The 25,224-nt window shown below is 70.2% G+C and carries 24 protein-coding genes and 2 pseudogenes; 7 read left to right on the top strand and 19 right to left on the bottom strand.

Annotation, left to right across the window (positions count from 1 at the left end):
• Positions 1–141: 141 nt before the first annotated feature.
• A complete protein-coding gene (locus ACFU6I_RS34910; RefSeq protein WP_384374234.1) occupies positions 142–1,449 on the top strand; it encodes a hypothetical protein in 1,308 nt (435 codons plus the stop codon).
• A gap of 66 nt (positions 1,450–1,515) precedes the next feature.
• Here the strand turns inward: ACFU6I_RS34910 and ACFU6I_RS34905 are convergent, their stop codons facing one another.
• The 9 genes and pseudogenes from ACFU6I_RS34905 to ACFU6I_RS34865 all read right to left on the bottom strand — a co-directional run bounded on the left by ACFU6I_RS34905 (position 1,516) and on the right by ACFU6I_RS34865 (position 7,933).
• Positions 1,516–2,478, bottom strand: coding sequence for a carbohydrate kinase (locus tag ACFU6I_RS34905; protein ID WP_384374265.1), 963 nt, complete (start codon positions 2,476–2,478; stop codon positions 1,516–1,518).
• Between the two features lie 14 nt (positions 2,479–2,492).
• Positions 2,493–2,684, bottom strand: a complete 192-nt coding sequence (locus ACFU6I_RS34900) for a hypothetical protein (protein ID WP_384374268.1) — start codon at positions 2,682–2,684, stop codon at positions 2,493–2,495.
• A 77-nt stretch (positions 2,685–2,761) separates the two neighbouring features.
• Positions 2,762–2,836, bottom strand: a pseudogene (locus ACFU6I_RS34895) (hypothetical protein); the annotation flags it as partial.
• A gap of 185 nt (positions 2,837–3,021) precedes the next feature.
• Positions 3,022–3,264: pseudogene (locus ACFU6I_RS34890) on the bottom strand (hypothetical protein); the annotation flags it as partial.
• A 96-nt stretch (positions 3,265–3,360) separates the two neighbouring features.
• Positions 3,361–3,624: a type B 50S ribosomal protein L31 gene (locus ACFU6I_RS34885; protein WP_384374231.1), complete on the bottom strand. Its 264-nt coding sequence runs from the start codon at positions 3,622–3,624 to the stop codon at positions 3,361–3,363.
• Between the two features lie 177 nt (positions 3,625–3,801).
• Complete coding sequence (locus ACFU6I_RS34880) at positions 3,802–4,686, bottom strand: hypothetical protein (protein ID WP_384374228.1); 885 nt, start codon at positions 4,684–4,686, stop codon at positions 3,802–3,804.
• A gap of 77 nt (positions 4,687–4,763) precedes the next feature.
• Complete coding sequence (locus ACFU6I_RS34875; protein ID WP_384374225.1) at positions 4,764–5,648, bottom strand: ABC transporter substrate-binding protein; 885 nt, start codon at positions 5,646–5,648, stop codon at positions 4,764–4,766.
• Between the two features lie 471 nt (positions 5,649–6,119).
• On the bottom strand, positions 6,120–6,785 hold the full coding sequence (locus tag ACFU6I_RS34870; protein WP_384374222.1) for a response regulator: 666 nt from the start codon (positions 6,783–6,785) through the stop codon (positions 6,120–6,122).
• Positions 6,776–7,933, bottom strand: a complete 1,158-nt coding sequence (locus ACFU6I_RS34865) for a sensor histidine kinase (protein ID WP_384374219.1) — start codon at positions 7,931–7,933, stop codon at positions 6,776–6,778. The genes ACFU6I_RS34870 and ACFU6I_RS34865 overlap by 10 nt, the downstream gene beginning before the upstream one ends.
• 155 nt (positions 7,934–8,088) lie before the next feature.
• On the opposite strand from ACFU6I_RS34865, the gene ACFU6I_RS34860 reads away from it, so the two are divergent.
• Entirely contained in the window at positions 8,089–9,327 is a 1,239-nt protein-coding gene (locus ACFU6I_RS34860) for a serine hydrolase domain-containing protein (protein ID WP_384374216.1), read from the top strand.
• Positions 9,328–9,499: 172 nt separating this feature from the next.
• On the opposite strand, the gene ACFU6I_RS34855 is transcribed toward ACFU6I_RS34860, so the two are convergent.
• On the bottom strand, positions 9,500–10,126 hold the full coding sequence (locus ACFU6I_RS34855; protein WP_384374213.1) for a GNAT family N-acetyltransferase: 627 nt from the start codon (positions 10,124–10,126) through the stop codon (positions 9,500–9,502).
• A 208-nt stretch (positions 10,127–10,334) separates the two neighbouring features.
• Between ACFU6I_RS34855 and ACFU6I_RS34850 the strand changes: the two genes are divergently transcribed.
• On the top strand, positions 10,335–10,691 hold the full coding sequence (locus ACFU6I_RS34850) for a YciI family protein (RefSeq protein WP_384374210.1): 357 nt from the start codon (positions 10,335–10,337) through the stop codon (positions 10,689–10,691).
• Positions 10,691–11,977, top strand: a complete 1,287-nt coding sequence (locus ACFU6I_RS34845) for an RNA polymerase sigma factor (protein ID WP_384374207.1) — start codon at positions 10,691–10,693, stop codon at positions 11,975–11,977. The genes ACFU6I_RS34850 and ACFU6I_RS34845 overlap by 1 nt, the downstream gene beginning before the upstream one ends.
• A 57-nt stretch (positions 11,978–12,034) precedes the next feature.
• On the opposite strand, the gene ACFU6I_RS34840 is transcribed toward ACFU6I_RS34845, so the two are convergent.
• Entirely contained in the window at positions 12,035–12,478 is a 444-nt protein-coding gene (locus ACFU6I_RS34840) for an SRPBCC domain-containing protein (protein WP_384374204.1), read from the bottom strand.
• A gap of 104 nt (positions 12,479–12,582) precedes the next feature.
• A complete protein-coding gene (locus ACFU6I_RS34835) occupies positions 12,583–13,479 on the bottom strand; it encodes a LysR family transcriptional regulator (protein WP_384374201.1) in 897 nt (298 codons plus the stop codon).
• 80 nt (positions 13,480–13,559) lie between these two features.
• Here ACFU6I_RS34835 and ACFU6I_RS34830 point away from each other — a divergent pair, with 80 nt between their 5' ends.
• The gene (locus tag ACFU6I_RS34830; RefSeq protein ID WP_384374198.1) at positions 13,560–14,798 is read left to right on the top strand and encodes an MFS transporter; all 1,239 of its coding nucleotides are present in this window, start codon (positions 13,560–13,562) and stop codon (positions 14,796–14,798) included.
• Positions 14,799–14,800: 2 nt separating this feature from the next.
• Here the strand turns inward: ACFU6I_RS34830 and ACFU6I_RS34825 are convergent, their stop codons facing one another.
• The 7 genes from ACFU6I_RS34825 to ACFU6I_RS34795 all read right to left on the bottom strand — a co-directional run bounded on the left by ACFU6I_RS34825 (position 14,801) and on the right by ACFU6I_RS34795 (position 22,591).
• Positions 14,801–15,118: a cupin gene (locus ACFU6I_RS34825; RefSeq protein WP_384374195.1), complete on the bottom strand. Its 318-nt coding sequence runs from the start codon at positions 15,116–15,118 to the stop codon at positions 14,801–14,803.
• A gap of 51 nt (positions 15,119–15,169) precedes the next feature.
• Positions 15,170–16,789 (bottom strand): glycoside hydrolase family 13 protein, encoded by a 1,620-nt coding sequence (locus tag ACFU6I_RS34820; RefSeq protein ID WP_384374192.1) that lies wholly within the window; start codon positions 16,787–16,789, stop codon positions 15,170–15,172.
• Between the two features lie 115 nt (positions 16,790–16,904).
• Complete coding sequence (locus ACFU6I_RS34815) at positions 16,905–17,855, bottom strand: carbohydrate ABC transporter permease (protein ID WP_384374189.1); 951 nt, start codon at positions 17,853–17,855, stop codon at positions 16,905–16,907.
• Between the two features lie 13 nt (positions 17,856–17,868).
• Positions 17,869–18,828 (bottom strand): carbohydrate ABC transporter permease, encoded by a 960-nt coding sequence (locus ACFU6I_RS34810; RefSeq protein ID WP_384374186.1) that lies wholly within the window; start codon positions 18,826–18,828, stop codon positions 17,869–17,871.
• A gap of 89 nt (positions 18,829–18,917) precedes the next feature.
• The gene (locus tag ACFU6I_RS34805) at positions 18,918–20,342 is read right to left on the bottom strand and encodes an extracellular solute-binding protein (RefSeq protein ID WP_384374183.1); all 1,425 of its coding nucleotides are present in this window, start codon (positions 20,340–20,342) and stop codon (positions 18,918–18,920) included.
• A 405-nt stretch (positions 20,343–20,747) separates the two neighbouring features.
• Complete coding sequence (locus tag ACFU6I_RS34800; protein ID WP_384374180.1) at positions 20,748–21,944, bottom strand: S8 family peptidase; 1,197 nt, start codon at positions 21,942–21,944, stop codon at positions 20,748–20,750.
• A gap of 164 nt (positions 21,945–22,108) precedes the next feature.
• Complete coding sequence (locus tag ACFU6I_RS34795; protein WP_384374177.1) at positions 22,109–22,591, bottom strand: GNAT family N-acetyltransferase; 483 nt, start codon at positions 22,589–22,591, stop codon at positions 22,109–22,111.
• Between the two features lie 174 nt (positions 22,592–22,765).
• On the opposite strand from ACFU6I_RS34795, the gene ACFU6I_RS34790 reads away from it, so the two are divergent.
• Both ACFU6I_RS34790 and pgm read left to right on the top strand, forming a co-directional pair.
• Positions 22,766–23,500: a 4'-phosphopantetheinyl transferase family protein gene (locus ACFU6I_RS34790; protein WP_384374174.1), complete on the top strand. Its 735-nt coding sequence runs from the start codon at positions 22,766–22,768 to the stop codon at positions 23,498–23,500.
• Between the two features lie 47 nt (positions 23,501–23,547).
• The gene (gene pgm, locus ACFU6I_RS34785) at positions 23,548–25,188 is read left to right on the top strand and encodes a phosphoglucomutase (alpha-D-glucose-1,6-bisphosphate-dependent) (RefSeq protein ID WP_384374171.1); all 1,641 of its coding nucleotides are present in this window, start codon (positions 23,548–23,550) and stop codon (positions 25,186–25,188) included.
• The last annotated feature ends 36 nt before the right edge of the window (positions 25,189–25,224 follow it).

Raw genomic sequence — 25,224 nt, 5'->3', positions numbered from 1 at the left:
CGCGGTGAGGATGCGTTCACTGGGCCAAATGGGGGCGCGAGGAACTCGGGGCACCACCGGCTCACGCCTGGCGCGCCCCCTGTTCCTCCGTACGGAGCAACTCGCCGTGCTGCCCGCACGCACAGGGCGTCCCCTGGGGACATGGCAGCAGCGGACCACGACGAGTCACAGCACCCCTCGGCCGACGCCGATCTGGACGCGCTGCATGCGCGGGTGACGGAGCTGGAAGCGCGCATGCCCGTGCGGTCCCGGCCCCGGATCCGGATCCGTTCGTTCTTCGCTGTGCTGCTGATCCTCGTCGTGGCCGTCCTCACGCCGCTGAGCGCCGTTGCCGCCTGGGCCAAGAACGACGTCGGCGACACCGACCGCTACGTGGCGATGATGAAGCCGCTGGCGTCGGACCCCGATGTGCAGTCAGCTCTGGCGAACCGGGTCACCGGTGCTGTCATGACACATCTGGACATCCGTGCGCTGCTCGACGAAGTGGCCCCGGCGGACCGGCCGGTCCTCGACAAGGCGCTGGGACGGCTGAGCGCCCCGCTCACCACGGGCCTCACGAACTTCGTGCACGGAACCGTGGAGAAGTTCGTGGCCTCGGACGCCTTCGAGAAGCTGTGGGTCGGCCTCAACCGCAACGCCCACGCGGCGGCCGTCAAGGCGCTGACCGGCAGTGGGGGCGGGGCCGTGAAACTCACCGACAACACGGTCGTCATCGATCTCGCTCCGGTGATCGACCACGTGAAGCAGCTCCTGGTCGAACACGGGCTGACGATCGCCGCGAAGATCCCCGAGATCCACACCGACTTCACCGTGCTGACGTCCGACGCGGTCGGCAAGGCCCAGAAGTGGTTCCGGCTGCTGCAACTGGCCGGGTTCTGGCTGCCGGTGGTGACTCTGGTACTCGCCGCCGGCGCGGTGCTGCTCGCCGTGCGCCGACGGCGCGCACTGGTCACGGCGGCCCTCGCGATCGCGGTGGGCGGTGCGGTGCTTGGCCTGGCGCTGTGGGTGTTCCGCGCCTTCTATCTGGACAGCCTTCCGGCTTCGGTGTCGCAGCCGGCGGCCGCCGCCGTCTTCGACGCCCTGGTCATCTATCTGCGCGCCGTGGTCCGCCTGGTGGTCACACTCGGCGTGGTCGTGGCGCTCGCGGCCTGGCTCTCCGGAGAGGGTCGCGCCGCCACCCGGGTCAAGGCCATGTGGAACGGCGGCATCGGCGCCGTACGCGACGCGGCCGGTTTCACCGGCGGTCCGGTCGGCGCCTGGGTGCACCGGGCGAAGCCGTGGCTCAACTGGACGGTCGTCGTGGTCGCCGCCGCGGTCCTGCTCGTGTGGGACCGGCCGACGGGGCTCGTCACGGTGTGGATCGCCCTGGCGGCGCTGTTCGCCCTGGCGGTCGTGGAGTTCCTCGACGACGACAGCACACCGCACATGCTCCCCGAGCCGCACGCGTGACCGCGGGCCCCGGTGTGCCACCGCCCGCCCGGCAGAGTTCCGTGGCGGGTGGTGGCACAGCCGGGTTCAGGCGCGGCTCAGAGCGGCGCGCAGCTCCGGCTCGTCGGGCGGGTTGGCCCCGGCGCGTGCGACGGTGAGCGCCGCGGAGGCAGCCGCGTGGTGCAGCACATCGGTCACGGTCTCCGGATCGATGGCACGCAGTCCGTCCCGTCCTGCGGCGCCGAGCAGCCCGTGCGCGGCGAGGGCGTGCAGCGTGCCCGACATGAACGCGTCGCCCGCCCCCACCGTGTCGACTACCTCGGTGCGGGGTGCGTCGACCGTGACCCGCCCGCCGGGAGTGACAGCAAGTGCGCCGGCTGCCCCCCGCGTGACCAGGACGAGGGCGGGGCCGCGCGTGCCGAGCCAGCGCGCGGCGACGGACTCCGGGGACTGCCCCGGGTAGAGCCATGCCAGATCCTCGTCGCTGGCCTTGACCACATCGCTCAGTGCGACACAGCGCTCCACCCGGCGGACGGCCGCGTCGTGGTCGCCCATCAGGGCCGCCCGAACATTGGGGTCGTAGCTGACGGTCGCGGCGGTACGCAGCGACTCGACGGCGGCCAGGACGGTGGCCGCGCCGGGCTCCATGACCGTCGCGATCGAGCCGGTGTGCACATGGTGCGGCGGGCGCTCCGGTTCCACCGGGGAGAGCGTCCACGTGATGGCGAAGGTGTACGCCGCGCGGCCGGCCGCGTCCAGCTCCACCGAGGCGGACGGGGTGGGCCCGGTGGAGCCGTCGGTGCGCACCACGACTCCGGCGGACGCCAGATGGTCCGCGATCAGCCGGCCCTCGGCGTCCGGGCCGAGCTGGGTGAGCAGGGTGCTGGACCGGCCGAGTCTGGCGAGTCCGTAGGCGACGTTGGCCGGGCTGCCGCCGGGGTGGACCCGGTCGGCCTCGCCCGGCAGCCGGACGATGTCGGCGACGCATTCGCCGATGACCAGGAAGCCGGGCGAGCCGGGTGAGCCGAGGGTGTCGACCGTTTCAGGCATGGGTGGGATCTCTCCTAGAGTGCGCGTACGTACGTGTCCTGGTAGGCGGCACGGCCACCGAACACATGGAGTCCGATCCTGCCCCGCGCATACCGGGCGTCGGTCACATCGATGGTCGGCAGACCGTCGACGAAGACCTCGATCCGGCTTCCCCCGGCGCGGATCCGCAGGGGCGGTGTCGTCCCTGCCCGGACCAGCAGCGGCACGTCGGCCAGTGTTCGGTGAAATCGTCGGCGCCGGCCGCGATCCGGTCCACGAGGAGCCGGGACCCGGAGACGTCGTATCCGACGACCGTGCGGCTGTTGCCCTTCTCCCGGAGCCGGAAGCCGAATTCGGTGACGGCGCCGGCGCCGGGCAGGGCGATCTCGGCCTCGATCTCGTACGACCGGCCGCTCGGACCGGCCAGGGATTCCCGGAGCCTGGGCCGACGGTGCGGTCCTCGATCGTGGTGGTGCCGTTACGGAGAGCCTCGGTCTCGGCAGCGGGATGCTGGACAAGTCCTGCGGCGGAGATGGTGGGTTGGCGCGGGATGCTCAGCCGGCCGTTCCATTCGCCGGTCGGGGCGCTGAACGCGTGGTCCCGGTCGCTGAGCCGGCCGAGCTGTACGCGCCGCCCTCCGGGCCCGTAGAAGCTCATGGCGGCGTAGTAGTCGCGGCCGGCCTCGGCGCGCAACGGGGTGCCGGCCGTGTTGGTGGTACGGAATGCGGCGCCGTCCCAGTCGCCGACGAAGTACTCGGCCGCCGAACCGTCCGTGGTGCGGACCGCCCCGGTGGAGAGGGGGAGCACCCATCGCACCCGGTCGACCGACGGTGTCAAGAGGGGTGACGGCCGGAGTCTTCCGCCGCGCCCGGGGCATGGCGGAAGACTCCGGGCAGTGCGGGTTCAGGGGGCTTCCGGGCGCTCTCCCTCCCCGTACCGGCGCTCGAACTTGGCGACCTGCCCCTCGGTGTCGACGACCCGGGCCTTACCGGTGAAGAAGGGGTGGCTCTCGGCGGAGATCTCCACGTCGATGACGGGATAGGTCTCCCCGTCGTCCCACTCGATGGTCTGCTCGCTGGACGCGGTGGACCGGGTCAGAAAGGCGTAACCCGCGGAGCGGTCGCGGAAGACCACGGGACGGTAGGAAGGGTGCTTGTCCTGCTGCATGCCTGCTCCTGGGGATGTACGGACTCGGCTCAGCCCAGCCTCGCGAACGAAGCCGGTGGGCGCGATCGCAGACGGTCCGTACGGGGGGCGGTGCCGTGGCCCGCTGCCGCGCCGGTCCTGTCCGGCGCTCGATGGCGGCCGCTCGGAGCCGTCATGGGGCCCGCCACGCCGGACAGGTCACCGGCATCCCATGTCCTGCTTCACGGCGGGCCAGGCCTCCACCCCGTCCGGGGTGCGGACATAGGCCCTGGACATGTCGTCGGTCAGCCACAGTTCCCAGTCGTCCAGGTGGTAGCCCGTGGACCGCGCACCTGCGGGCATCGTCACGTCCCCGTCGTACGCCGAGGTGAGCGTGCCGGACGGAAGTACACCCTTCGGGTCACGCGCATAGACCTTCCGATCGGCCGAGACCGCCCCTCCCGAACCCGCTTCCCATTCAATGAAGTTCGCCTCCTGCCAGTCGCAGTGCGCCTCGCCGGCCCAGCTGTTCAGCTCGGACACCGGCACCCGGTGGCCGTCCTTGTCGGTCCAGATCCGGTACGGCTGCTTGTCCGTGTAGCTCGACGGCAGCTCCGCCGGGTCGCACGAGGCGGCGGTCTCCGGACCCCAGCCCGGACGCCCCTCTTGGTCCTTGGCGACGACGACGGCGATCTTCGTCCTGCGGTCCACGTCGAACGAGTACAGGACCCGGTCCGCCTCCTCGCGTTCCACGCGATAGCCGTACTGCGGCAGATCGGGCTGCTCGATCTCGAAGTGCAACTGCAGCCCTTCCTCGGGCGTCGCCCCGCCGTCGCCCTTGCTCCAGGTTTCACTGCCGCTGCCGGAGTAGATGTCCCCCGCGCACTCCAGAGCACGGCCGGCGGCCCCCGATTTCGTCTTCATCCCCTGCGGGGTGTCGGCTTCGACGTTCGGATGCGGTACGTCGAGCGGGCCGCTGTAGGGCGCGGCCGGGGGGCTCCCCTCGGTCACGAGATCCTCGGAGGCACCCCCGCCGCACGCCGACGCCGTCAGCGCGGTCACGAGGATCACCGCGACCGTTCCGCCCACCCTGCCTCTGTTCATGCCCCACCCCTGTCCACCCGCGGTCCTTACTGCCTGCCTGTCGGACGTGCCGGGCGGTGCGACGGTTCCGGCGCGCGCTACCGGCCCTGCGCCGCCTCCACCGCGTCGGCCACCAGCGTCAGGAAATGTGCATGGGCCTGGGGGCTGCAGACCGGTTCCGGATTCCACGGCACCACCGCGGCCGCCCGCTCCAGCGCCGTCCAGTCAGCGTTCGACCGGAGCCGGTCCAGGGGTGTCGCATTGGACCGGATGTCGGTGAGCAGGATCCCGGGACGGAGGGCCGCCGCCTCCGCCCAGCCGACCGTGGACCAGTTGGCACCGGGCCCGGCGGCCGGTTCGAGGACGTCGACGCCCAGCTCCACCAGCACGCGCAGCTCCGGCCACATGCGGGGACGCGCGAGATGGGCCTGGTCCTGCTCCGCCGGTGACAGGGCGAGCACCCGGGGCCGGGACGGACCGGCGGCGAGAGTGCGCAGCCGCTCCCGGGCTGCTTCCAGGTCGTGCGTCGCCGCGGACCCTCCCTCCTCGGCCCCGAGCGAGCGGGCCAGCTCGGCGAACCGGTCGCCGATGTCGGCGAGGGTGCGCGCCTGGCCCACGTCGATCACGACGACCGGTACGTGCTCCTCCAGGTGCTTGGCGGTCTCCGGGGCCAGCCCGTAGACATGCCCTCCCCCGTAGCTGACGGCCACCACGAGATCCGGCCCGCCCCGTAACAGGGTGTCCACATCCAGGACGCTGCCCGCACCGAGGTAGTCGACCTCGGTGAGCGGCAGCGCCCCGGTCTTGGCCCGGTCGGGCGACTCGCCGTCGTGGTCCGATCCGAAGATCCCGCTCGGACGTATCCCGTGGTCCCACAGCGTGGCTCCGGCCTGGACATAGGCGAGCACACGCGACGGGCGCCGCCCGGCACTCGACAGTTGTCCACGGTCGTCGGAGAACTGCCAGTCGGTCCGCTCGCTCACATCGCACACCCTTCTGCACCCGGCCCGGCCCCGGTCCGGCCCGTCCACCACTACCTGCCCAGGTCCTTGCCGAGGCATCCCTCCGCGGGGCGACGGTCCCGCACCCGCTTCCGGCCGATCGATGACACGTCGCGGTATGTGATCCCGGCGTCATGAGTGATCCGTCTCTTCCATGAGCGCGACGCCGGGGCGTTCCACGAAGTCCCGCCCGGCCGATGGACGGCGAGACCGGGGTGCCGGTAAGAACCGTTTCACCAGCCGCAAACGGCGGTGATCAGCCCCGGACCTTGCTGGTCGGGGCAGTTCCGGTATACGGGTCGCCTCGGTGAGTGCGCGGCTACCGCCCTTCAGCTCGGGCGCGTCGTTGTAGATCATGTTCCTGGAGACGCCGAGGAGCTTCGCGACCTAGGTGAAGGTGTTCTCGGGGCGGGCGAGCAAGTCACGAGCGTGACGTACCTGCTCACCAGTCGCTCAACAGGGGCTGGGTTCGGTGCCGCCGTGGCGGCGGAGGTAGGCCAGGACTGCGCGGACCCGGCGGTGGCCGCTGTCGCCGGCCGACAGGCCGAGTTTGAGGAAGACGCTGCCGATGTGTTTGTGGACGGCGTTGTCGGTGATGAAGAGCCGCTGGGCGATGGTGGCGTTGTCGTGCCCTTCGGCCATCAGAGCCAGGACCTCGCGTTCGCGAGGGGTGAGGGCGTCGACGGGATCGCCGTGGACGGCGAGGAGTTGGGCGATGACCTCGGGGTCCATGGCGGTACCGCCGGCGGCCACGCGGCGCAGTGCGTCGGTGAACTCTGCGATACGGCTCACCCGGTCCTTGAGTAGATAGCCGATGCCGCCGCGGGTGTCGGAGAGGAGGCGGCCGGCGTATTCGTGCTCGACGTACTGAGACAGGACCAGGACGGGAAGTCCGGGGCGGTCGCGGCGGGCCCGGAGGGCGGCGCGAATACCCTCGTCGCGGAAGGTCGGGGGCAATCGCACGTCGACGATGGTGACGTCCGGGCGGTGGGTCTCGACGGCGGCGAGGAAGCCGGGGGCGTCATCCGTGATCGCGGCAACCTCGAAGCCCTGTGAGTTCAGCAGGAGTTCGAGTCCGGAGGACAGCAGGACGTTGTCCTCGGCGATGACTACACGCACGGCAGCTCCACGGTGATGGTGGTCGGCCCGCCCGGCGGGCTGCTGATCTTCATGGTGCCGTCCAGGGCGGCGGCACGGCGGCGAATCCCGTCCAGGCCGCTGCCTCGAGATGCGTCCGCCCCGCCGGTCCCGTCGTCGGTGATCTCTGCGGACAGCATCGCGCCGTTGCGGGTGACGCGGACGGCGGCCTCGGTGGCTCGGCTGTGCCGGGCGATGTTCGCCAGAGCCTCGGTGACGGCGAAGTAGGCGACCGCTTCGACCGCGGCAGGAACCGCACCGACCTCGCCGATGTCGATGCGGGTCGGCACGCCGGCCCTGGTGGCCAGGGCGCCGAGCGCGCCGACGAGGCCCTGGTCGGCCAGGACCGGAGGGTAGACGGTGCGGATGACGGAGCGCAGCTCGGTCATGGCCTCTTCGGTCTCGGCTCGGGCCTGCCGTACGAGCGCAGCGGCCGCGTCGGGGTCCCGGGGAAGGCTCTCCCCGGCCACGGCAAGCCGTATGGCGATGGCCACCAGCCGGGCCTGGGTGCCGTCGTGCAGGTCGCGTTCGATCCGGCGGAGTTCCGCGCCGTGCGCCTGCAGGACGTCTGCGCGCGTCCGGGTGAGCTCGGTGACGCGCGCGGCAAGTTGTTCCGCGGGAGACGGTGCCAGGACTGCCAGGCAGCACCGCGCGTGCACCCGGGCGAGCGGTGGCAGGGCGACGGTCGCCAGCGCCGCAAGGAGCAGGAACTGCGCCAGGTTGATCGTCAGCGCAGCTGCCCAGCTGTCGATATGGACACCGAGCAGCAGCAGCCGTGGCGGATCCGACGGGGGAAAGGCCCACCACCCCACGGTGACGACAAGGGTGAGGAGCAGGTTACCCAGGCACAGCAGGGCGAGTGTGCCCGCGGGCAGGCCGGTGGCCACCTGAGTCACGAGCCACGCAAGGTCGCGGCGGAGTGCGTACGGGCGCGGCTCCACCGATCGGCCCAGCAGCGCACCGGCGCGCCTGCGGTGGCGCTCCGCCCAGGGAGCTGCCAGCGACGGTATGCACAGCAGTGGCGCCGCCACGAGCGTCACCGTCGCGGTCATCAGAGTGCCGAGCAGGTAGCGTCCGCTGCGCCCGGTCTGGAGCGACCGTGCGCGGGCCTCGCCGATCACGCCGTGCACTGGTTCGCCTTCGTCTGTCGTACGGGACCGGGAGCAGCCCTCAGACGCGCCACTGTACGTGCCGGGCGCACCTGCGGCACTACAGCCACCTGTAGGTTTCAGTCGGCCACCTGTGGTAGCGACACACAACTCGACGCTTACCTAGCGTGGCATTCATGAGATCCACAACTCCGGCCTCCGCGCCGCAACACCGTACGTCCCAGCAGCGTCATCGCCGGATCGGCCGAGGATGGCTGGCCGTCGCGGCGGCCGCACTCGGCACAGCGGGTGTTGCCCTGGCTGTCCAGCCCTCGGACGGCGCGGCCGCGACGTCCGCGTCCGGCTACCGGCAGGACGACCTGCGCCTGGACGCCGAGGGCATCCAGGCACTGGGGATCACCGGCGTCCAGGCGCGGGTGACCACCGCCTCCGGCCGGGATCTGGTCGCCACCACCGGCATCGCCGTGGCGGGCACGAACCGCCCGGTGCCCCGCGACGGCTACTTCCGGATGGCCAGCACCGGCAAGGCACTCATGGCCACCGTGATCCTGCAGTTGGTCGACAAGGGCAAGCTGTCACTGGACGACAGGGTGGACCGCTGGCTGCCCGGTGTGATCGACGGCAACGGCAACGACGGACGGAAGGTCACCGTGCGCCAGCTTCTGCAGAACACCAGCGGTCTCCACGACGACCTTCCCGGCTTCGACACCCCGCAGGAGTACTACCGGCATCGCTACGACACCTACACCCCCGAACAGATCGTCGCCCGGGCGATGAAGCACCACCCGGACTTCCGGCCCGGCACCGGCTGGAGCTACTCCAACACCGGCTACGTCGTCCTCGGCATGATCGTCGAAAAGGCCGCCGGCCGCCCATGGCAGGAGGAGGTCGAGAGCCGGATCCTGAAACCACTCGGCATGAACCACACCTATCTGCCGGGTACCACGTCCACCCTTCGTCGTCCGCACGCCGACGGCTACCAGGTCTTCGCCTCCGGCGAACGCACCGACGTCACCGAACAGATCGTCCCCGACCTCGGCGGCTATGTCTCCACCACGGCGGACGTCAACCGTTTCTTCCAGGGACTGCTGAGCGGCAAGCTGCTCTCCGAGGCGCGCATGGCCGAGATGCAGGACACCGTCCCGGTCGACAAGCGGATCGAGGCATTCTGGCCCGGCGGACGCTACGGCCTCGGCTTGGTCAACCGCCCCCTGACCTGCGGCGGCAGCTACTGGAGCCACGAAGGAGGCGAAGCCGGTTACATCACCCTGAACGGCGCCACAGACGACGGCAGCCGCACCGTCACCGTCTCCATGTCCACCAGCTTCAACGACCTCGACGAAACGCTCCGACAACACAGGGCCGCCAGTGACCTTGTCGACCGCGCGCTGTGCGACACCTCCAGCAACAGATAGGGAAAGCGACCGCCCGGGGCGTTCGTGCCGGCTCCGGGCCACCACAAGCTGTTTCCTGCAGCGGTAGCTGCCGGCGCGGGCTGTTGTTCCACAGACTCCGCGGACACGCCCTTGGGTCCGTCTTCCGGATCGGGCCCGGCACGATCCGGAAGGAAAGCCCTGAGAGAGGAGCTCACAGGTCCGGCGTGGTGCTCCGGCCCAGATACGTGACCGGTCCGGCATCGGGAACGTCGATCTCGGCGAATCCCAGGCGGTCGTAGAAGGCCCTGGCCGCAGTGTTCGCCGTCAGCATGGACAGGTGCACGGCTCCGACCCCCTTGGCTCGCAGGGCGGCCAGGAACGTGCGCATCAGTGCTCTGCCGTACCCCTTCCGCTGCCATGCGGGAAGCAGATCGATGTGCAAGTGGGCGGGGTGGGCGGCCATTTCGGGGACGATCATCCGCTCCGGGTTGTGCAGGAGAGCGATCATCTCCTCGCTGGGGGTACGCGCCGGGCCGTCCGGCTCCGGGAAGCGCTCCTCGACCAGGGGCAGCCACCGCTTCCGGAACGCCGTCACGAACTGCGCAGTGTCGGCGGTCCCCAGGATGTAGCCGACCGCCCGGCCCGTACCGTCGTCGATCACGAAGGTCAGATCGGGTTCGAGGTACGCGTAGGGCGTGGCGAAGATCGAGGGCATCAGTTCCGGATCCGGATACAGATGCCAGGAGTCGCCACCGTTGTCGGCCGTCCGGACGCAGATGTCGGAAAGGGCCGCGTGGTCGTCGGGGTGGTAGGCCCGTAGGCCGGGAGGCTGGGTCATCACCTCATCCTGCCGATCCTGGGAGCGCTCCCACAAGTCCTCGTGCGCGGAAACCGGCAGAACGCGCGGGGACCACCGGAATCACGCGGAGCTCCGGCAGAAAATTCTTCGGAACCCGACCGTGTTGCGTGTCGATCCGGGCAGCAGCCGTTCGTATAGAGGGTGAGACGCCGGCATGGTGCCGACGTCTCACCCCAGGAGGAACGCCATGAAGCACTACCTGCTCAGCGTGATCACGCCGACCGCGGGCGAGATGCCCGCCCCCGAGGTGCTGGAAGGGATCATGCGGAACGTGGAGGTCTTCCACCAGGAGCTCCGGGAGGCCGGGGCCTGGGTGTTCGCCGGAGGACTGAACGCCCCGAGCACGGCCACCGTGGTGCAGGCGAAGGACGGTGACACACTGCTCACCGACGGCCCGTACGCAGAGGGCAAGGAGTACCTCGGCGGGCTGTGCATCATCAAGGCGCCCGATCTGGATGCCGCCCTCGACTGGGGCCGCAAGGCCGCACAGGCCATCACCCTGCCCATCGAGGTCCGGCCGTTCGAGGGTGAAGTGGAGGGCTGATGTCCGGCTCCTCCCGGCACCCCGGCGCCGCCGAGCCGCACCGTCCCACCGGCGCACCGGCCGTACTCACCGCGGACATCGAGCGCCTCTTCCGCGAGGAGTACGGCCGTTCGGTGGCCGTACTCGTGCGTGCCTTCGGCGACATCGACATCGCGGAGGAGGCGGTCCAGGAGGCGTTCGCCACCGCGTTGGACCGGTGGCCCTCGGCCGGGCTGCCGCCCGCACCGGCCGGCTGGATCATCACCACGGCGCGCAACCGTGCTGTCGACCGCCTGCGCCGGGAGGCCTCCCGCGCCGACCGCCAGGCCCGGGCGGCGTTGGCGCAGTCCCTGGACGCCCGGAGCGGACCGGCCGAGGAGGGTCCCGTGCACGACGACCGGCTGCGGCTGATCTTCACCTGCTGCCACCCCGCGCTCTCCACCGGTGCGCAGGTCGCGCTGACGCTGCGACTGCTGGGCGGGCTGAGCACGGCGGAGCTCGCACACGCGTTTCTGGTGCCCGAACCGACCATGGCGCAGCGACTGGTGCGCGCCAAGGGGAAGATCCGTGATGCCCGGATTCCCTACCGGGTACCGTCCGATGCCGATCTTCCGGACCGGGCCCGGTCCGTGCTCGCCGTGGTGTACCTGATCTTCAACGAAGGGCATACGGCGAGCTCCGGCGACCGGTTGGTGCGCGAGGACCTCTGTGCGGAGGCCATCCGCCTCGGGCGGCTCCTGGCCGGTCTGATGCCGGACGAACCGGAGGTTCGGGGACTGCTCGCGCTGATGCTGCTCACCGAGTCGCGCCGCACCGCCCGTACCGGCCCGGACGGTGCGCCGGTGCCCCTCGCCGAGCAGGACCGAAGCCGGTGGGACAACGAGCTGATCGCCGAGGGCCAGGCGCTCGTACGGCAGTGTCTGCGCCGCGACCGTCCCGGCCCGTACCAGATCCAGGCCGCGATCAACGCGGTGCACAGCGATGCGCCGACCGCTGCCGCCACCGACTGGGGGCAGATCCTGCGGCTGTACGACCAGTTGCTGGCGCAGGCGCCGACGCCGGTGGTGGCGCTCAACCGTGCCGTCGCGGTGGCCGAGGTCGAGGGACCGGACGCGGCGCTCGCGCTCGTGGAACAGCTTGCGCTCGACCGCTACCACGTGTTCCACGCCGTACGGGCCGATCTGCTGCGACGCCTGGGCCGTGCCACCGAGGCGGCGACGGCGTACGACGCGGCGGTAGCCCGTACGCAGAACGCCGCCGAGCAGGAGTTCCTTCGCCGTCGGCGCCGGGCTCTGCCGGCGGACTGAACGAGCCCGCATGCGTCCGCCGGCCGACAGGTGCGGCGCTGCTGCGTGGCGCGGGGGTCAGCTCTCGGTGAGATAGGAGCCGAGAGAGTCCAGGAGCATCGTGCTGCCCTGTTCCGCCATGTCGCGTTCGTGGGCGCTGTCACAACTCTGGGTCAGCGTGATGCGCGTGGTCCCTGCCCCGTCGTTCTCGTCGAGGAACAGGGTCATGGTGGCGGGTGCGGACCTACCGGGCACGTCCATGCCGATGACCAGGCGCCTGCCGGGCACCACGTCGAGGTAGGAGCCGGTGAGGGGGAACTGCTGCCCGTCGGGGGTGACCATCACCGCCCTCCACTTCCCGCCCGGCCTCGCGTCCATCTTCACCGTCCCCGGCGCGGCGCCGGCCCACTGCTCGTACTGCGCCGGTGCGGTCCAGGCTTCGAAGACCCGGGCGGCTGGGGCGTCCAGCTCACGGGTCAGCGTGTAGGCGTACTCCTGTGGCGGAGGGGTGCTCTGGCTCATTGCTGTCTCCTTTGCTTGTGGCCGGAGTTACCGGACACAGGTAGGACGGGTCGGGCAGGTGAAACTCATCGCCTGCCCGGACAGTTCTTCCGTCGGGAGTGAAGTCAGAGGGTCTGGGGAGAGAGCTCGTCGCCCCCGATGCCCAGACCCGCCAGGAATGCCGCAGCCGCCGGTGTGGGGCGGAACCGGCTCCACACCAGCCGTTCCGTCCGTGCGGGCGCATTGCGCACCGGAATGACGATGAGACCCGTCAGCTCCGCCGCGAACGCGGCGGGCAGGAGAGCGACGACCAGTCCGCTGCGCACCAACCGGACGATGAAGTCGGTTCCGCTGACCTCGAACGCCACTTCACGGGTGAGTCCGGACGCCTCGAAGGCCTCCTCCGACTGGGCGCGGGCCGCGGTGCCGGCGGGGTAGTCGACGAATGTCTCCCGCGCCAGCCGCTCCAGGTCCACCTGGGACTCATCGGCCAGCGGGTGGCCGGGCGCCACCACGGCGGCGAGTTCCCCGCGACCCAGCTCTCGGTCGCGCACCCCCTTCGGCCGGTAGCTCGGCAGTACACCGAGGAACGCCACGTCGAGCGTCCCGTCCTGCACTTCCTGGACAAGGTCCTTGCTCGCCCCTTCCCTCAGGTCGATACGGACCTTCGGGTGGCGGAGATGGAACTCCCGCAGTGCGGCCGGGATGTCGACCGCGGAGAGCGTCGGGATCGCCCCGACCCCGAGACGCCCGCTGATTTCCCCCGCCGCCGCCGTCACCTCGGCGCGGGCCCGCTCGGCCGCGTCCAGCGCCTGCCGGGCGGCGGGCAGGAACGCTTCACCGGCGGCGGTGAGCCGGACCTGTCGGCTCGTGCGATCGAACAGCCGGGCGCCGAGCTCCTTCTCCAGACGGGCGATCTGATGGCTCAGAGCCGACTGCACGACCAGGCATTTCTTCGCGGCGCGCGTGAAGTTTCCCAGCTCCGCCACCGCCACCACGTACCGCATCTGCTGAAGCTCCATACATCTATCGTGAACGACGATCGATCGAATGAAAAACATGTGTTGGACTCATGGATGTCCGGTCCCCGAGGCTGAGGGGCATGGCTCACTCCACACAGGCGCCACGGCGCACCACGGCTCTGCCGAACCCGCCCGGGGCATCGCCCGTCCTCGGCCGCGGGCTCGTTCTCCTGATGGCCGTCGCGGCCGGACTCTCGGCCGCGGGCAACTACTTCGCGCAGCCGCTCCTCGACGTGATCGAGGCGAATCTGCACATCGGTGTCACGGCGGCGGGACTGATCGTGACCGCCGCCCAGGGCGGCTACGCGCTGGGCCTGATCCTGCTGGTTCCGCTCGGGGACGTCATGGAGCGCCGAAAGCTGGCGGTGGGCCTGTTCGCGCTCACGGCGCTCTTCCTGCTGCTGACCGCCGGTGCCCCCACCGGCCCCCTGCTGATCGCCGGGACGGCGCTCACGGCGCTCACCTCCGTCGGCGCCCAGGTCGTGGTGCCGTTCGCGGCGACTCTCGCGGCTCCGGCCGAACGCGGCAGGATCGTCGGCCTCGTCATGTCGGGAGTCCTGCTGGGCGGCCTGGTCGGGCGCCTGGCCTCCGGCGCGCTGTCGGAACTCGGCGGGTGGCGGACCGCGTACTGGGTGAACGCCCTGCTCATGGCGGTCATGGCGGTGCTCCTGCACCGCCGTCTGCCTCGGCTGCCCCGCTCGGACGACACCGCCCCGACGGGTTACGCCGGGTTGTTGCGCTCCACCCTCTCCCTGCTGCGTACGGAGCCCCTGTTGCGCTGGAGGTCCGCCGTCGCCGCCTTCTCCATGGCCTCCTACAGCGTGCAGCTGACCGCGCTGACCTTCCTGCTGACCCGGCCGCCCTACAACTGGAACGCGGCCGCGATCGGGCTCTTCGGACTCGTGGGCGTCATCGGTGTGGTGGGCATGAACTTCGCGGCCCGGCTGAGCGACCGCGGTCGTGTGCAGGTGGTCTCCGGGGCCTCGGCCGCCCTGCTCGCCCTCTCCTGGCTGCTGCTTCTCGCCGGCGAGTCGTCGCTGCTGTGGCTCGCGCTCGGCGTGGTCTCGCTGAACGTGGCCCAGCAGGCGGCACTCAACAGCAGTCAGAACGTGATCTACGCGCTCCGCCCGGAGGCCCGCAACCGGATCAACTCCGGTTTCATGACCCTCTTCTTCCTGGGCGGGGCCGCGGGAGCCGCACTCGCCTCGGTGGTCTGGTCGCGCGCGGGCTGGACCGGCATCTGCGTCCTGGGCGGATCGCTGGCCACGGGCAGCTTCGTCCTCTGGGTGCTGGAGCGGGTACGGGTCCGGGTGCGGTGAGGTCAGTCGTTGACCGCGGTCAGCAGCACCACCGCGTCCTGCAGCGCCAGCAGTCCGTGCCGCTCGTGCGGGATGGGCTGCAGCCCTCCGGCGGTCACTTCCACGTCGCCGGAGGCTGCGGTGAGGCGGACGGACCCCCGCAGGACCTGGAGCGAGGCGGCGGGCGGCGCGTTGTGCTCGTCGAGGGCCGAGCCCGCGGTGAGCGCGATGACCGTCTGCCGCAGGGGCTCCTGCCGCAGCAGCAGGTGGGCGCTGCGGCCGTGCGGGGACGTACGGGCGGCGTCCAGATGCTCGTCGGCGAGGGCGTTGAGATCATCCATACGACCACTGTGCCGCAGCCCCGGAACCGCCGCGATCCGCCCGCACCGCCGTCAGCCCCGAAGCCAGGCCGCGGTGTCCTGCGGGAGCCTTCCTCCGTCGGCCAGCGGACCGCTGGTCAGCAGGACCTCGGTGTGGCCGGGCAGTTCGACCGCCTCCCCGATGAGGTTCACGACGCAGACGAGCCGGTCCGTACGGGTGAAGGCGAGCACCCCCGGCGCGGTCGGCAGCCACGTCAGCCGCTCCCCCGCTGTCCCGGGCCCGAAGCCGGGTTCGGTCCGGCGGAGCCGCAGCGCCTCGCGGTAGAGGCTGAGCATCGAGTCGGGGTCGGCACCCTGGGCGTCGGCGGCGTAGAAGGACCAGCCGGCCGGCTGCGGCAGCCACGGCTCCGCGGCGGATCCGAACCCGGCGTACGGTGCCTGCGCCGACCAGGGCAGCGGCACCCGGCAGCCGTCGCGTCCGGGGTCGGTCCCGCCGGAGCGGAAGTGCATCGGGTCCTGGATCCGGTCCCGCGGGATGTCCGCTTCCGGAAGGCCGAGCTCCTCCCCCTGGTAGAGGTAGGCGGCGCCGGGCAGGGCCAGCGAGAGCAGCGCCGCGGCGCGAGCCCGACGGGTGCCGAGTGACAGGTCCGTGGGGGTGCCGAAGGTCTTCGCCGCGAAGTCGAAACCGGTGTCCCGGCGTCCGTACCGGGTGACGGTCCGGGTCACGTCGTGGTTGCTCAGGACCCAGGTGGCGGGGGCGCCGACGAGAGCGTGCTCGGCGAGCGTGTCGTCGATCGCGGAGCGCAGCAGCCCGGCGTCCCAGGGGCAGGCCAGGAAGTTGAAGTTGAACGCGGTGTGCAGCTCGTCGGGGCGCAGATAGCGGGCGAAGCGTTCGGCGTCGGGGAGCCATACCTCCCCGACGAAGATGGCCCCGTACTCGTCGGCGATGGCGCGCCAGGAGCGGTAGATGTCGTGCAGTTCGTCCCGGTCGATGTACGGATGCGGGTCGCGGCCCTCGGTGAAGTCGGGCAGGGCGGGATCCTTGGCGGGCAGGGCCGCCGAGTCGATCCGTACGCCCGAGACACCGCGCTCGAACCAGAAGCGGAGCACGTCCTCGTGCTCCTGGCGGACCGCCGGGTGCGCCCAGTTGAGGTCGGGCTGCTGGGCGGCGAACAGATGGAGGTACCACTCGCCGTCCGGGAGCCGGGTCCAGGGGGTGCCGCCGAACTCGGAGACCCAGTCGTTGGGCGGGACGGCGCCGTCGGGGCCGCGGCCGGGCCGGAAGTGGAAGAGGTCGCGCTCGGGACTGCCGGGTCCCGCCGCCAGCGCCGCGGTGAACCAGGCGTGCTGGTCGGACACATGGTTGGGGACGATGTCGATGATCGTGCGGATGCCGAGCGCGCGGGCTTCGGCGATCAGTTTCTCGGCTTCGGCGAGGGTGCCGAAGGCGGGATCGATGGTGCGGTAGTCGGCCACGTCGTATCCGCCGTCGGCGAGCGGCGAGAGGTACCAGGGGGTGAACCAGAGGGCGTCCACGCCCAGTTCGACGAGGTAGGGCAGCTTGGCCCGTACCCCCGCGAGATCACCGGTGCCGTCACCGTCGCCGTCGGCGAAGCTGCGTACGTAGATCTGATAGATGGCGGCGTCGCGCCACCAGTTCGCGGTGGCCCCGGACGGGCGGTTGGCTGCCACGTGGCGTTCCTTTCGGGCAGGTGGGACTCCTCCGCCGGCCCCGGGCAGCGGAGTGCTGGACGGGTAGCCGGCAAAGGAGTGCTGGGGAGGGGGCGGTAGCGGGGGAACGGGAAGGTCAGCCCTTGATGCCGCCGGCAGTGAGTCCGCTCATGATGTTCCGCTGGAAGACCAGGAAGACGATCAGCGTCGGGACGGACGCGATGGTGAGCGCCGCGATCAGGACGTTCTCGGGGACCCCGTTGGCCAGGGAGTAGATGCCCACGTTGAGGGTCTGTCCGGCCGGATCGGGCAAGGTGAGCATCGGCCAGAGGAAGTCCTTCCAGACGCCGACGACCGCGAAGATGGAGACGACACCGAGGATGGGCCGGGAGATGGGCAGGACCACGGAGCGCAGGGTGCGCAGCGGGGATGCCCCGTCGATGGCTGCGGCGTCCAGGAGTTCGTGCGGGATCGAGTCGAAGAACCGCTTCAGCAGGAAGATGTTGAAGGCATTGGTGACGGACGGCAGCCAGATCACCCAGGGCGAGTCAATCAGGTTGCGCTGCACGATCGGCATGTCGAGGACCGTCAGGTACTGCGGTACGACGAGGACGGTGGCGGGGATCATCAGCGTGGCCAGCATCATGCCCAGGATGACCTTGCCGAAGACGGGCCGCAGCCGGGAGAGCGAATAGGCGGCGGTGACGTCGAGGAGCAACTGGCAGGCGAGCGCGCCGAACGCGTAGTAGAGGGTGTTGAAGAGGAGCCGGGACAGGTCCATCACGGTCCACGCACGGGAGTAGTTCTCCGTGTGGACGGAGGTGGGGAAGAGCGTGGGCGGGCTCTGGACGGCTTCCTGAGTGGTCTTGAGGCCGCCGGTGACCATCCAGTACAGCGGCCCGAGGAAGACCACCGTGAACAGGACGGTCACCAGGGCGAAGACGGTCCAGTACACGGCTCTGCCGCGTGGCCGGGCGAGCTGGGCCGGTGAGATCAGGGTCCGCCGGCCTTCCGGTGCGGCGGCGCGACGCTCGGCCCTGCGCCGTGCGGGGGCGCGACGCCGGGAGACAGAGGTGTTCGATGCCATGGTCGGTCCCCGCCTAGTCTTCGCTGGTGCGGCTGAGTCGTACATACACGGCGGAGAAGCCCGCGAGGACGACGAGCAGGACGAGTCCGAGCGCGGCCGCACTGCCGTAGTTGTTGAAGTTGAAGGCGTACTGGTAGATGAGGTAGACGACGGTCGTGGTGGAACCTTCGGGGCCGGCGCCGTTGGTCAGCAGGAACGGTTCCGTGAAGACCTGCATCGTCGCGATGATCTGCATCAGCAGGAGCAACGAGAGGATGAGCCGGGTCTGCGGGACGGTGACGTGCCAGACCTTGCGCAGCAGTCCGGCACCGTCGAGTTCGGCCGCTTCGTACAGTTCGCCGGGGATCGACTGGAGTGCGGCGAGGTAGATCAGGGTGGCGCCGCCCATGTTCATCCAGGTGGCTGCGATGACGACGGAGAGCATCGCGGTGTCCGTGGACTGGAGCCACTGCTGGGCGGGCAGGTGGAAGGCCTCCAGGATGCGGTTGAAGAGTCCGTAGCCGGGGTCGTAGAAGTACTTGAAGAGGAGTACGGAGGCGACGGGCGGCAGCATGACCGGCAGGTAGACGAGCAGCCGCAGATAGCCCTGGCCGTGCCGGAATTCGTTGAGTACGACGGCGACGACGAAGGGGACGGCGAAGCCGAGGAGCAGTGCGAGCCCGGTGAAGAGCAGGGTGTTGCGCCAGGCCTGCCAGAAGGCCGGATCATTGACCACGCGGCTGAGATTGGACCAGCCGGCCCAGGTGGTCCTGCCGTTCTCGTTCTTCTGGAAGGCCAGGATGAACTCCCGGACCATCGGGTACCAGGAGAAGAACGAGAAGCAGAGAACCGCTCCGATCAGGAAGCCGTGAGCGGAGAGGTTGCGGCGCAGGGCTCGTACGAACTCCTCACGGGCGGAGTCCGGGCGGGCCGGGCGTGGTTGTCCGTGGCGTGGCCCGGTTGCCTTGCCGGTGGACAGAGTGGGGGCCGACATGGTTTCTCCTCGGTGCCGGTGTTCTTCAGCCGCGGATGGACGGGGCCGGGATGCGGGGCCGGATCCGCACGACCCGGCCCGCGCGCCCGTCACTGGTTCGCCAGCACCTGATCGACCTGCTTCTCGGCGTCCGAGAGGAGCTTGTCGATGTCCGCGTTCTTGTTGGTCAGGACACCGGACATGGCGTTGTCGAGGATCTTGTAGATCTCCTGGGCCTTCGGCGGCTCGGCCTTGCCCGTGACCGGGTTGTCCATGAAGGTCTTGAAGTTCTCGACCGGCATGGTGGCGTTGGCGACGCGCTCCGCGTCGTCCTTCGCCTTGGTGGCTCCGAGGAAGAAGTTCGGCTGCGGCAGTCCGACGGGCAGCTGGTCGGCCTTGGTGCGGGCCCAGTCGAACTGGCCCTTGCCCTGCGTGAGGTTCTTGAAGTTGAGCCAGGCGACGGCGGCCTTGATCCGGTCCGGCGAACTACCCTTCTTGATCATGTAGTTGTTGCCGCCGAAGAGGGTTCCCTGGGCACCGGGGATCGGCCCCATGCCGAAGTTCTCGTACCTGGCGCCGAGTTGCTGGACCATGTACGTGATGTCGTCGGGTGCGGCAAGGAACATGCCGAGCTTGTCGCTGGCTATCTGCTTCTGCAGATCCCCCCACTTCAGCAGCTGGGTCTGGCCCATGCTGTTGTCCTCCCAGCGCATGTCGTGCAGCTGTTGCAGGACCTGTTTGCCCGTGACGTCGTTGAAGGCGGCCTTTTTTCCGGTGGAGTCGACCACGTCGCCGCCGAGGGAGTACTGGGTGGCGGTGAAGTGCCAGCCGCCGGTGTTGCCCGCGCTGTACTCGCCGTAGCCGGCGATGCCCTTGCCGAGTGCGGCGATCTTCTTGGCGGCCGCCCTGACCTCGCCCCAGGTGGCCGGCGGCTTGTCCGGGTCGAGACCGGCCTGCGTGAACAGCTTCCGGTTGATCATCAGGCCCATGGTGTAGTTGCTGGTCGGCAGGGCGTACAGCTTGCCGTCCTTGCGTGCCACGTCGAGCACCTGCGGCTGGATGTCCTTGAGTGCGGGGACCGTCCTGTTGTTGACGTAGGCGGAGATGTCCGCCGCCCCGTCGTTGTCCAGCACCTGTTCCAGGTCGGTGAAGTACGCGTAGAAGATGTCGGGCTGCGACTTCGCCTTGAGCATGGCGGTGAAGCGCGGCGGCTCCAGGCACTGTCCGGGGGTGGACTTTCCGTGGATCGTGACGTTCGGGTACTCCTTGTTGAACGTCTTGATGTCCTCGTTCCACTCCCGCAGCTCCGCCGCTTTCGCGGCCGGTGGCATGCAGTCGATCGAGAGCGTCACCTTCGTCTTCGGGTCCAGGGGAGCCGACGGGTCGGACGAACCGCCTCCGGAACCACCGCCGTTGTCGTTGCCGCTGCTGCTCGTACCGCAGGAGGCGAGGGCGGTCAGGGTGAGGGCGGTGACGAGGGCGGCCGCGGAGGTGCGGCGTGTACGGCGATGACGGCGGAACCCAGCACTTCTCATCGTTGGTCCCCTTCGGGCATGAGCACGGAAGGCCCGCGGCCGGCTCTCTGCCGGGGCGCGGCACACTCAACCACCGCCCCCATGGCAGCGCAATATCTCGCGCAGATTTCGTAAATGATTGACAGTGGAACGCACGCAGTGTGCGCATCGACGGCTGTACACAGCCCGAAGCGCAACCCTGCCTAGTGAACGGCGCCCCTCGTCCGTCAGGGAGGGCGCCTGCAGCCGCCGTACCCGGCAGACTCACAACTCGCCCGGCACCGGAGCGCACCACACAGATCGACAGATGACGTCGCACATGGCGCAATGGATGTACGGGATAGCGAAAGGACTGTGCACCGCACAGCAGTAGGCGGGGCCCGCGAATGCGGACCCCGCCGGTCGGACTGCTTCAGCGGATCGGGATCAGAGCCCCGCGGTGTAGAGGAGCCGGTTCGGCGAACCCGCGCCCAGGGACGACAGGACGTTCTTGGTCGACTGGTCGACGAGCCAGCCAGTGAGGTCGTTCGGCGTGGCCGTCGGCCTCGACTGCTTGTAGAGAGCGGCGACCCCGGCAACATGGGGGCTGGCCATCGAGGTTCCGCTCATGGCCACGGAACCACCGCCGAGCTTGGCCGAGACGATCGCCGAGCCGGGGGCGTACATCTCCACACAGCGGCCGTAGTTGCTGAAGCCGGTCTGCCGGTCCTGACCGTCGCTGGCCGCGACCGTGACCACTTGTGCCGCACGGGCTGGGGAGACGGTGCAGGCGTCCACCGAACTGTTCCCCGCCGCGACAACGGGTACGGTCCCCCGGGCCGCAATGGCGTTGACGGCGTCGTCGACCGCCGCGGACCCGGGACCGCCGAGGGAGGCGTTCAGGACCGCCGGCTGCTTGGCGTGCCCGGCCACCCAGTCGAATCCGGCCAGGAGCCCGGCCGCGGTCCCACTCCCCGTGCAGTTGAGAACGCGCACGGCGACGAGGGACACCGATCGGGCGACTCCATAGGTGGCACCGCCGATCGTGCCCGCCACATGCGTGCCGTGGCCATGGCAGTCCTGACCGGCGCGACCATCGCCGACGGCATCGAATCCGACGACTGCGCGTCCCCCGAACTCACTGTTCCGGGTCTCGATTCCGGTGTCGACGACGTACGCCGTGACGCCGCTGCCGGTGCCCGTCACGTTGTACTCGTGGTCGAGCGGAAGCCTCCGCTGGTCGATCCGGTCCAGTCCCCAACTCGCCGCCGTGACCGCGGAACGCGACGGCATGGCGGCGGACGCGGCGGGCGGCTCGCTCACCGTGACCACGGAGTTCTCCTCGACCGCCGCCACATCGGGTGACGAACGGACCGTGGCCAGCTGAGCGGGGCTGAGCACGGCGGCGAAACCGCGCAGCACACTGTTGTACGTGAAGAGAGGCTTCACGCCGAGCTGCTCCACGGCGGAGGTCGCCGAGTACTCGGGCCGGAGGGTGACGATGTACTGCCCCGGAACGGCCCGCGCAGAACGTTCCACCACGACGCCGCCGTCACCCGGATCGGCGGCGGCGGCGTAAGCACTGCTGATCAGCGGTACGAGCAGCAGCAGGGCGACCGACGCCCATCGTGTACGCAAACGCATGCATGACTCCCGGAATGCCTGGATCGAGCGCGAACAAGAGCGGACACCTGTCCTTCGTCCGGGGCCCACCGCCGCCTTGAGCGTGATCATCCGGACAGCGCAACAGGTCGCGTCCACACGCGAACGAGCCGGTGCATGCGGGACGTGGCCGCCGGGCCGGTCGGTCAGCCCTGTGCGACCCACCGGTACATGACGTCGGGTTCCTTCTCCTCGTTGCGGCTGCCGTCGTTGAAGTCGACGGCGGCGAACCGATGCCGCTCGTAGAAGGCCCGAGCCTCGGTGTTGCGCTGGAAGACGTGCAGGGTGAGCTCCGCCGGGGAGATCTCGCGGGCCTTCGCCAGAAGCAGCGAGCCGATGCCGCGGCGCCGTACGTCGGGCCGCAGATAGAGGTGTTCGAGCTCGGTGCCGTCGACGGCGGCGAAGCCCAGCACCTCACCGCTCCCCGCCTCGGCGACCCAGACCTCCGTTTCGGGCAGGACGACGTGCGTCATCCAGGCGAGTGTGTCCTCATCGCTGTGGACCTTCGGGAGATACGGCATGAACCGGGCGCGGGACGCGAGAAAGACCCCGGTGAGGGGGGTCGCGTCCGCGGCCGTGGCCCTCCGCAGCAGTACGGGGTCGGCCGGCGCGGATTGGTTGGGTGTCATCTCGTCTCTCCCTGTCGCATCAGCGCTCGTCGCGCCTCCCCGGCGCGACGAGCTGCTCACATCGTGGACGAATCTATGCCGGGCCCTGTCGGGGTCTCCATAGAATTGGCGCTGCTCCACGCGCCGATGACGCTCCCTCACGGCGTTCGCCAGTGATTGGAGATGATCCGACCGGTGCATCAGCCCATCGAGTTCGACCCGGTGGACGGCGCCCGGGGCATGCTGCCCGCCTGGCCTGCCGGAACACCTGCTCTGTGGATCGTGGACGCGGTGCGGCACGGTGATCCGGCCGAGCGGCTCGCGCCCGGAATTCTCGACGCCGGGGAACAGCGGCGTGCCGGGAGATTCGTCGCTCCGGCCGACCGGCGCTGCTATGTCGCGGCCCATGTGGCGCTGCGGATACTGCTCGGGGCCCGGCTGGGCGTCGAACCGCGCGAGGTGCGGCTGGTCCGTGAGCCGTGCCCGTCCTGCGGCGGTCCGCACGGCCGTCCGGCGACCGACGGCGGGGTGCATTTCTCCCTGTCGCACAGCCGGGACCTGTCGCTGCTGGCGTTCGCCGCCGCACCGGTCGGGGTGGACGTGGAGGTCGTACCGACCGGCAGGGCCGCCTCGGACGTCGGGGCGATGCTGCATCCGGCGGAGGTACGGGAGTTGGCGGAACTCCGCGCGGAGGAAAGGCCCGTCGCCTTCGCCCGGGCGTGGACCCGCAAAGAGGCGTATCTGAAGGGCGAAGGGATCGGGCTCGCACGCGAGCTCTCGCTGGACCATCTGGGCACCGGGCCCGTGCCGGAGCCCGGTCCCCCGGGCTGGACCGTCACCGACGTGCTGGTCCCCGCCGGGTACGCCGCCGCCGTGGCGGTGCGTACGGCGGGGCAGCCACCGGTCCACATCGGCCACCGGGGAAACTGATCCGGCGGGCAGATCGCAAGGACCGACCGATACCGAGGAGTGGGCAGATGCCGCACGAACGAGCCGGACAGCAGGCACGTCCGGAGGACCTGACCGATGTGGCCCGGCTGGTGACGGCGTATTACACGTTGCATCCCGATCCGGCCGAGCCGGACCAGCGGGTGGCGTTCGGCACCTCGGGTCACCGCGGGACGTCGACGGCCACGGCGTTCAACGAGGACCACATCGCCGCGACCAGTCAGGCCATCAGCGAGTACCGGGCGCAGCAGGGCACGGACGGCCCGCTGTTCCTCGGATCCGACACCCACGCGCTGTCCGAGCCCGCACGGGTCACCGCGATCGAGGTGTTCGCGGCCAATGACGTGACTGTGCTGATCGACTCCGCCGACGGCTACACCCCCACCCCGGCGGTGTCGCACGCCATCCTCACCCACAACCGGGGCCGTACCTCGGGTCTTGCCGACGGCGTGGTGGTCACTCCGTCGCACAACCCGCCGGGCGACGGCGGATTCAAGTACAATCCACCGAACGGCGGCCCGGCCGGGTCCGAGGCGACCGGCTGGATCCAGGAGCGGGCCAACGAGATCATCGCGGCCGGCATGAAGGACGTACGGAGGCTGCCGTACGTCCGCGCGCTGGCGGCGCCGACCACCTCCACGTACGACTTCCTCGGCACCTATGTCTCGGACCTGCCGTCCGTGCTCGACCTCGACGCGATCCGCGCGGCCGGGGTGCGGATCGGCGCGGACCCTCTGGGCGGCGCGTCGGTCGCGTACTGGGGACGTATCGCCGAGCAGCACCGGCTCGATCTGACCGTCGTCAATCCGCTGACCGACCCCACCTGGCGGTTCATGACGCTGGACTGGGACGGCAGGATCCGGATGGACTGCTCCTCGCCGTACGCGATGGCGTCGCTGATCGGTCAACGGGACCGGTATCGGATCGCGACGGGGAACGACGCCGATGCGGACCGGCACGGCATTGTGACCCCCGACGGCGGGCTGATGAACCCGAACCACTATCTGGCCGTCGCCATCCACTACCTGTACGCACACCGTGATCAGTGGCCTGACGCGGCGGGCGTCGGCAAGACCCTGGTCTCGTCGGGGATGATCGACCGGGTCGCCGCCGATCTCGGACGGCAGCTGGTCGAGGTGCCGGTCGGCTTCAAGTGGTTCGTGGACGGTCTGGTCGACGGGTCGCTCGGATTCGGCGGCGAGGAGTCCGCCGGCGCGTCGTTCCTGCGCCGTGACGGATCGGTGTGGACGACCGACAAGGACGGCATCATTCTGGCGCTGCTCGCCTCGGAGATCCTCGCGGTGACCGGGGAGTCGCCGTCCGAGCACTATGCCGGGCTCACCGCCCGCTTCGGCGAGCCCGCGTACGCCCGCATCGATGCCCCCGCGAACCGTGAGCAGAAAGCGGTGCTCGCCAAGCTCTCGCCGGAGCAGGTCACGGCCGACACACTGGCCGGCGAACCGGTGACGGCGGTGCTCACCTCCGCTCCCGGCAACGGCGCACCGATCGGCGGCATCAAGGTGACCACGGAGAACGCCTGGTTCGCCGCCCGCCCCTCGGGAACCGAGGACGTCTACAAGATCTACGCGGAGTCGTTCCTCGGGTCCGATCACCTCGACCAGGTGCAGGACGAGGCCAGGGCCGTGGTCTCGGCGGCACTGGGCGCCTGAGCGGTCGAAGGGCCGCCTCCCGCGCGACGCCCGGAC

It is taken from the genome of Streptomyces sp. NPDC057486 (assembly GCF_042802415.1).
In the GTDB taxonomy this organism is placed as follows: Bacteria; Actinomycetota; Actinomycetes; order Streptomycetales; family Streptomycetaceae; genus Streptomyces; species Streptomyces yanii.
Note: the sequence above shows the minus strand (reverse complement) of the source record. Positions and strands in the feature narration are given on the sequence as shown.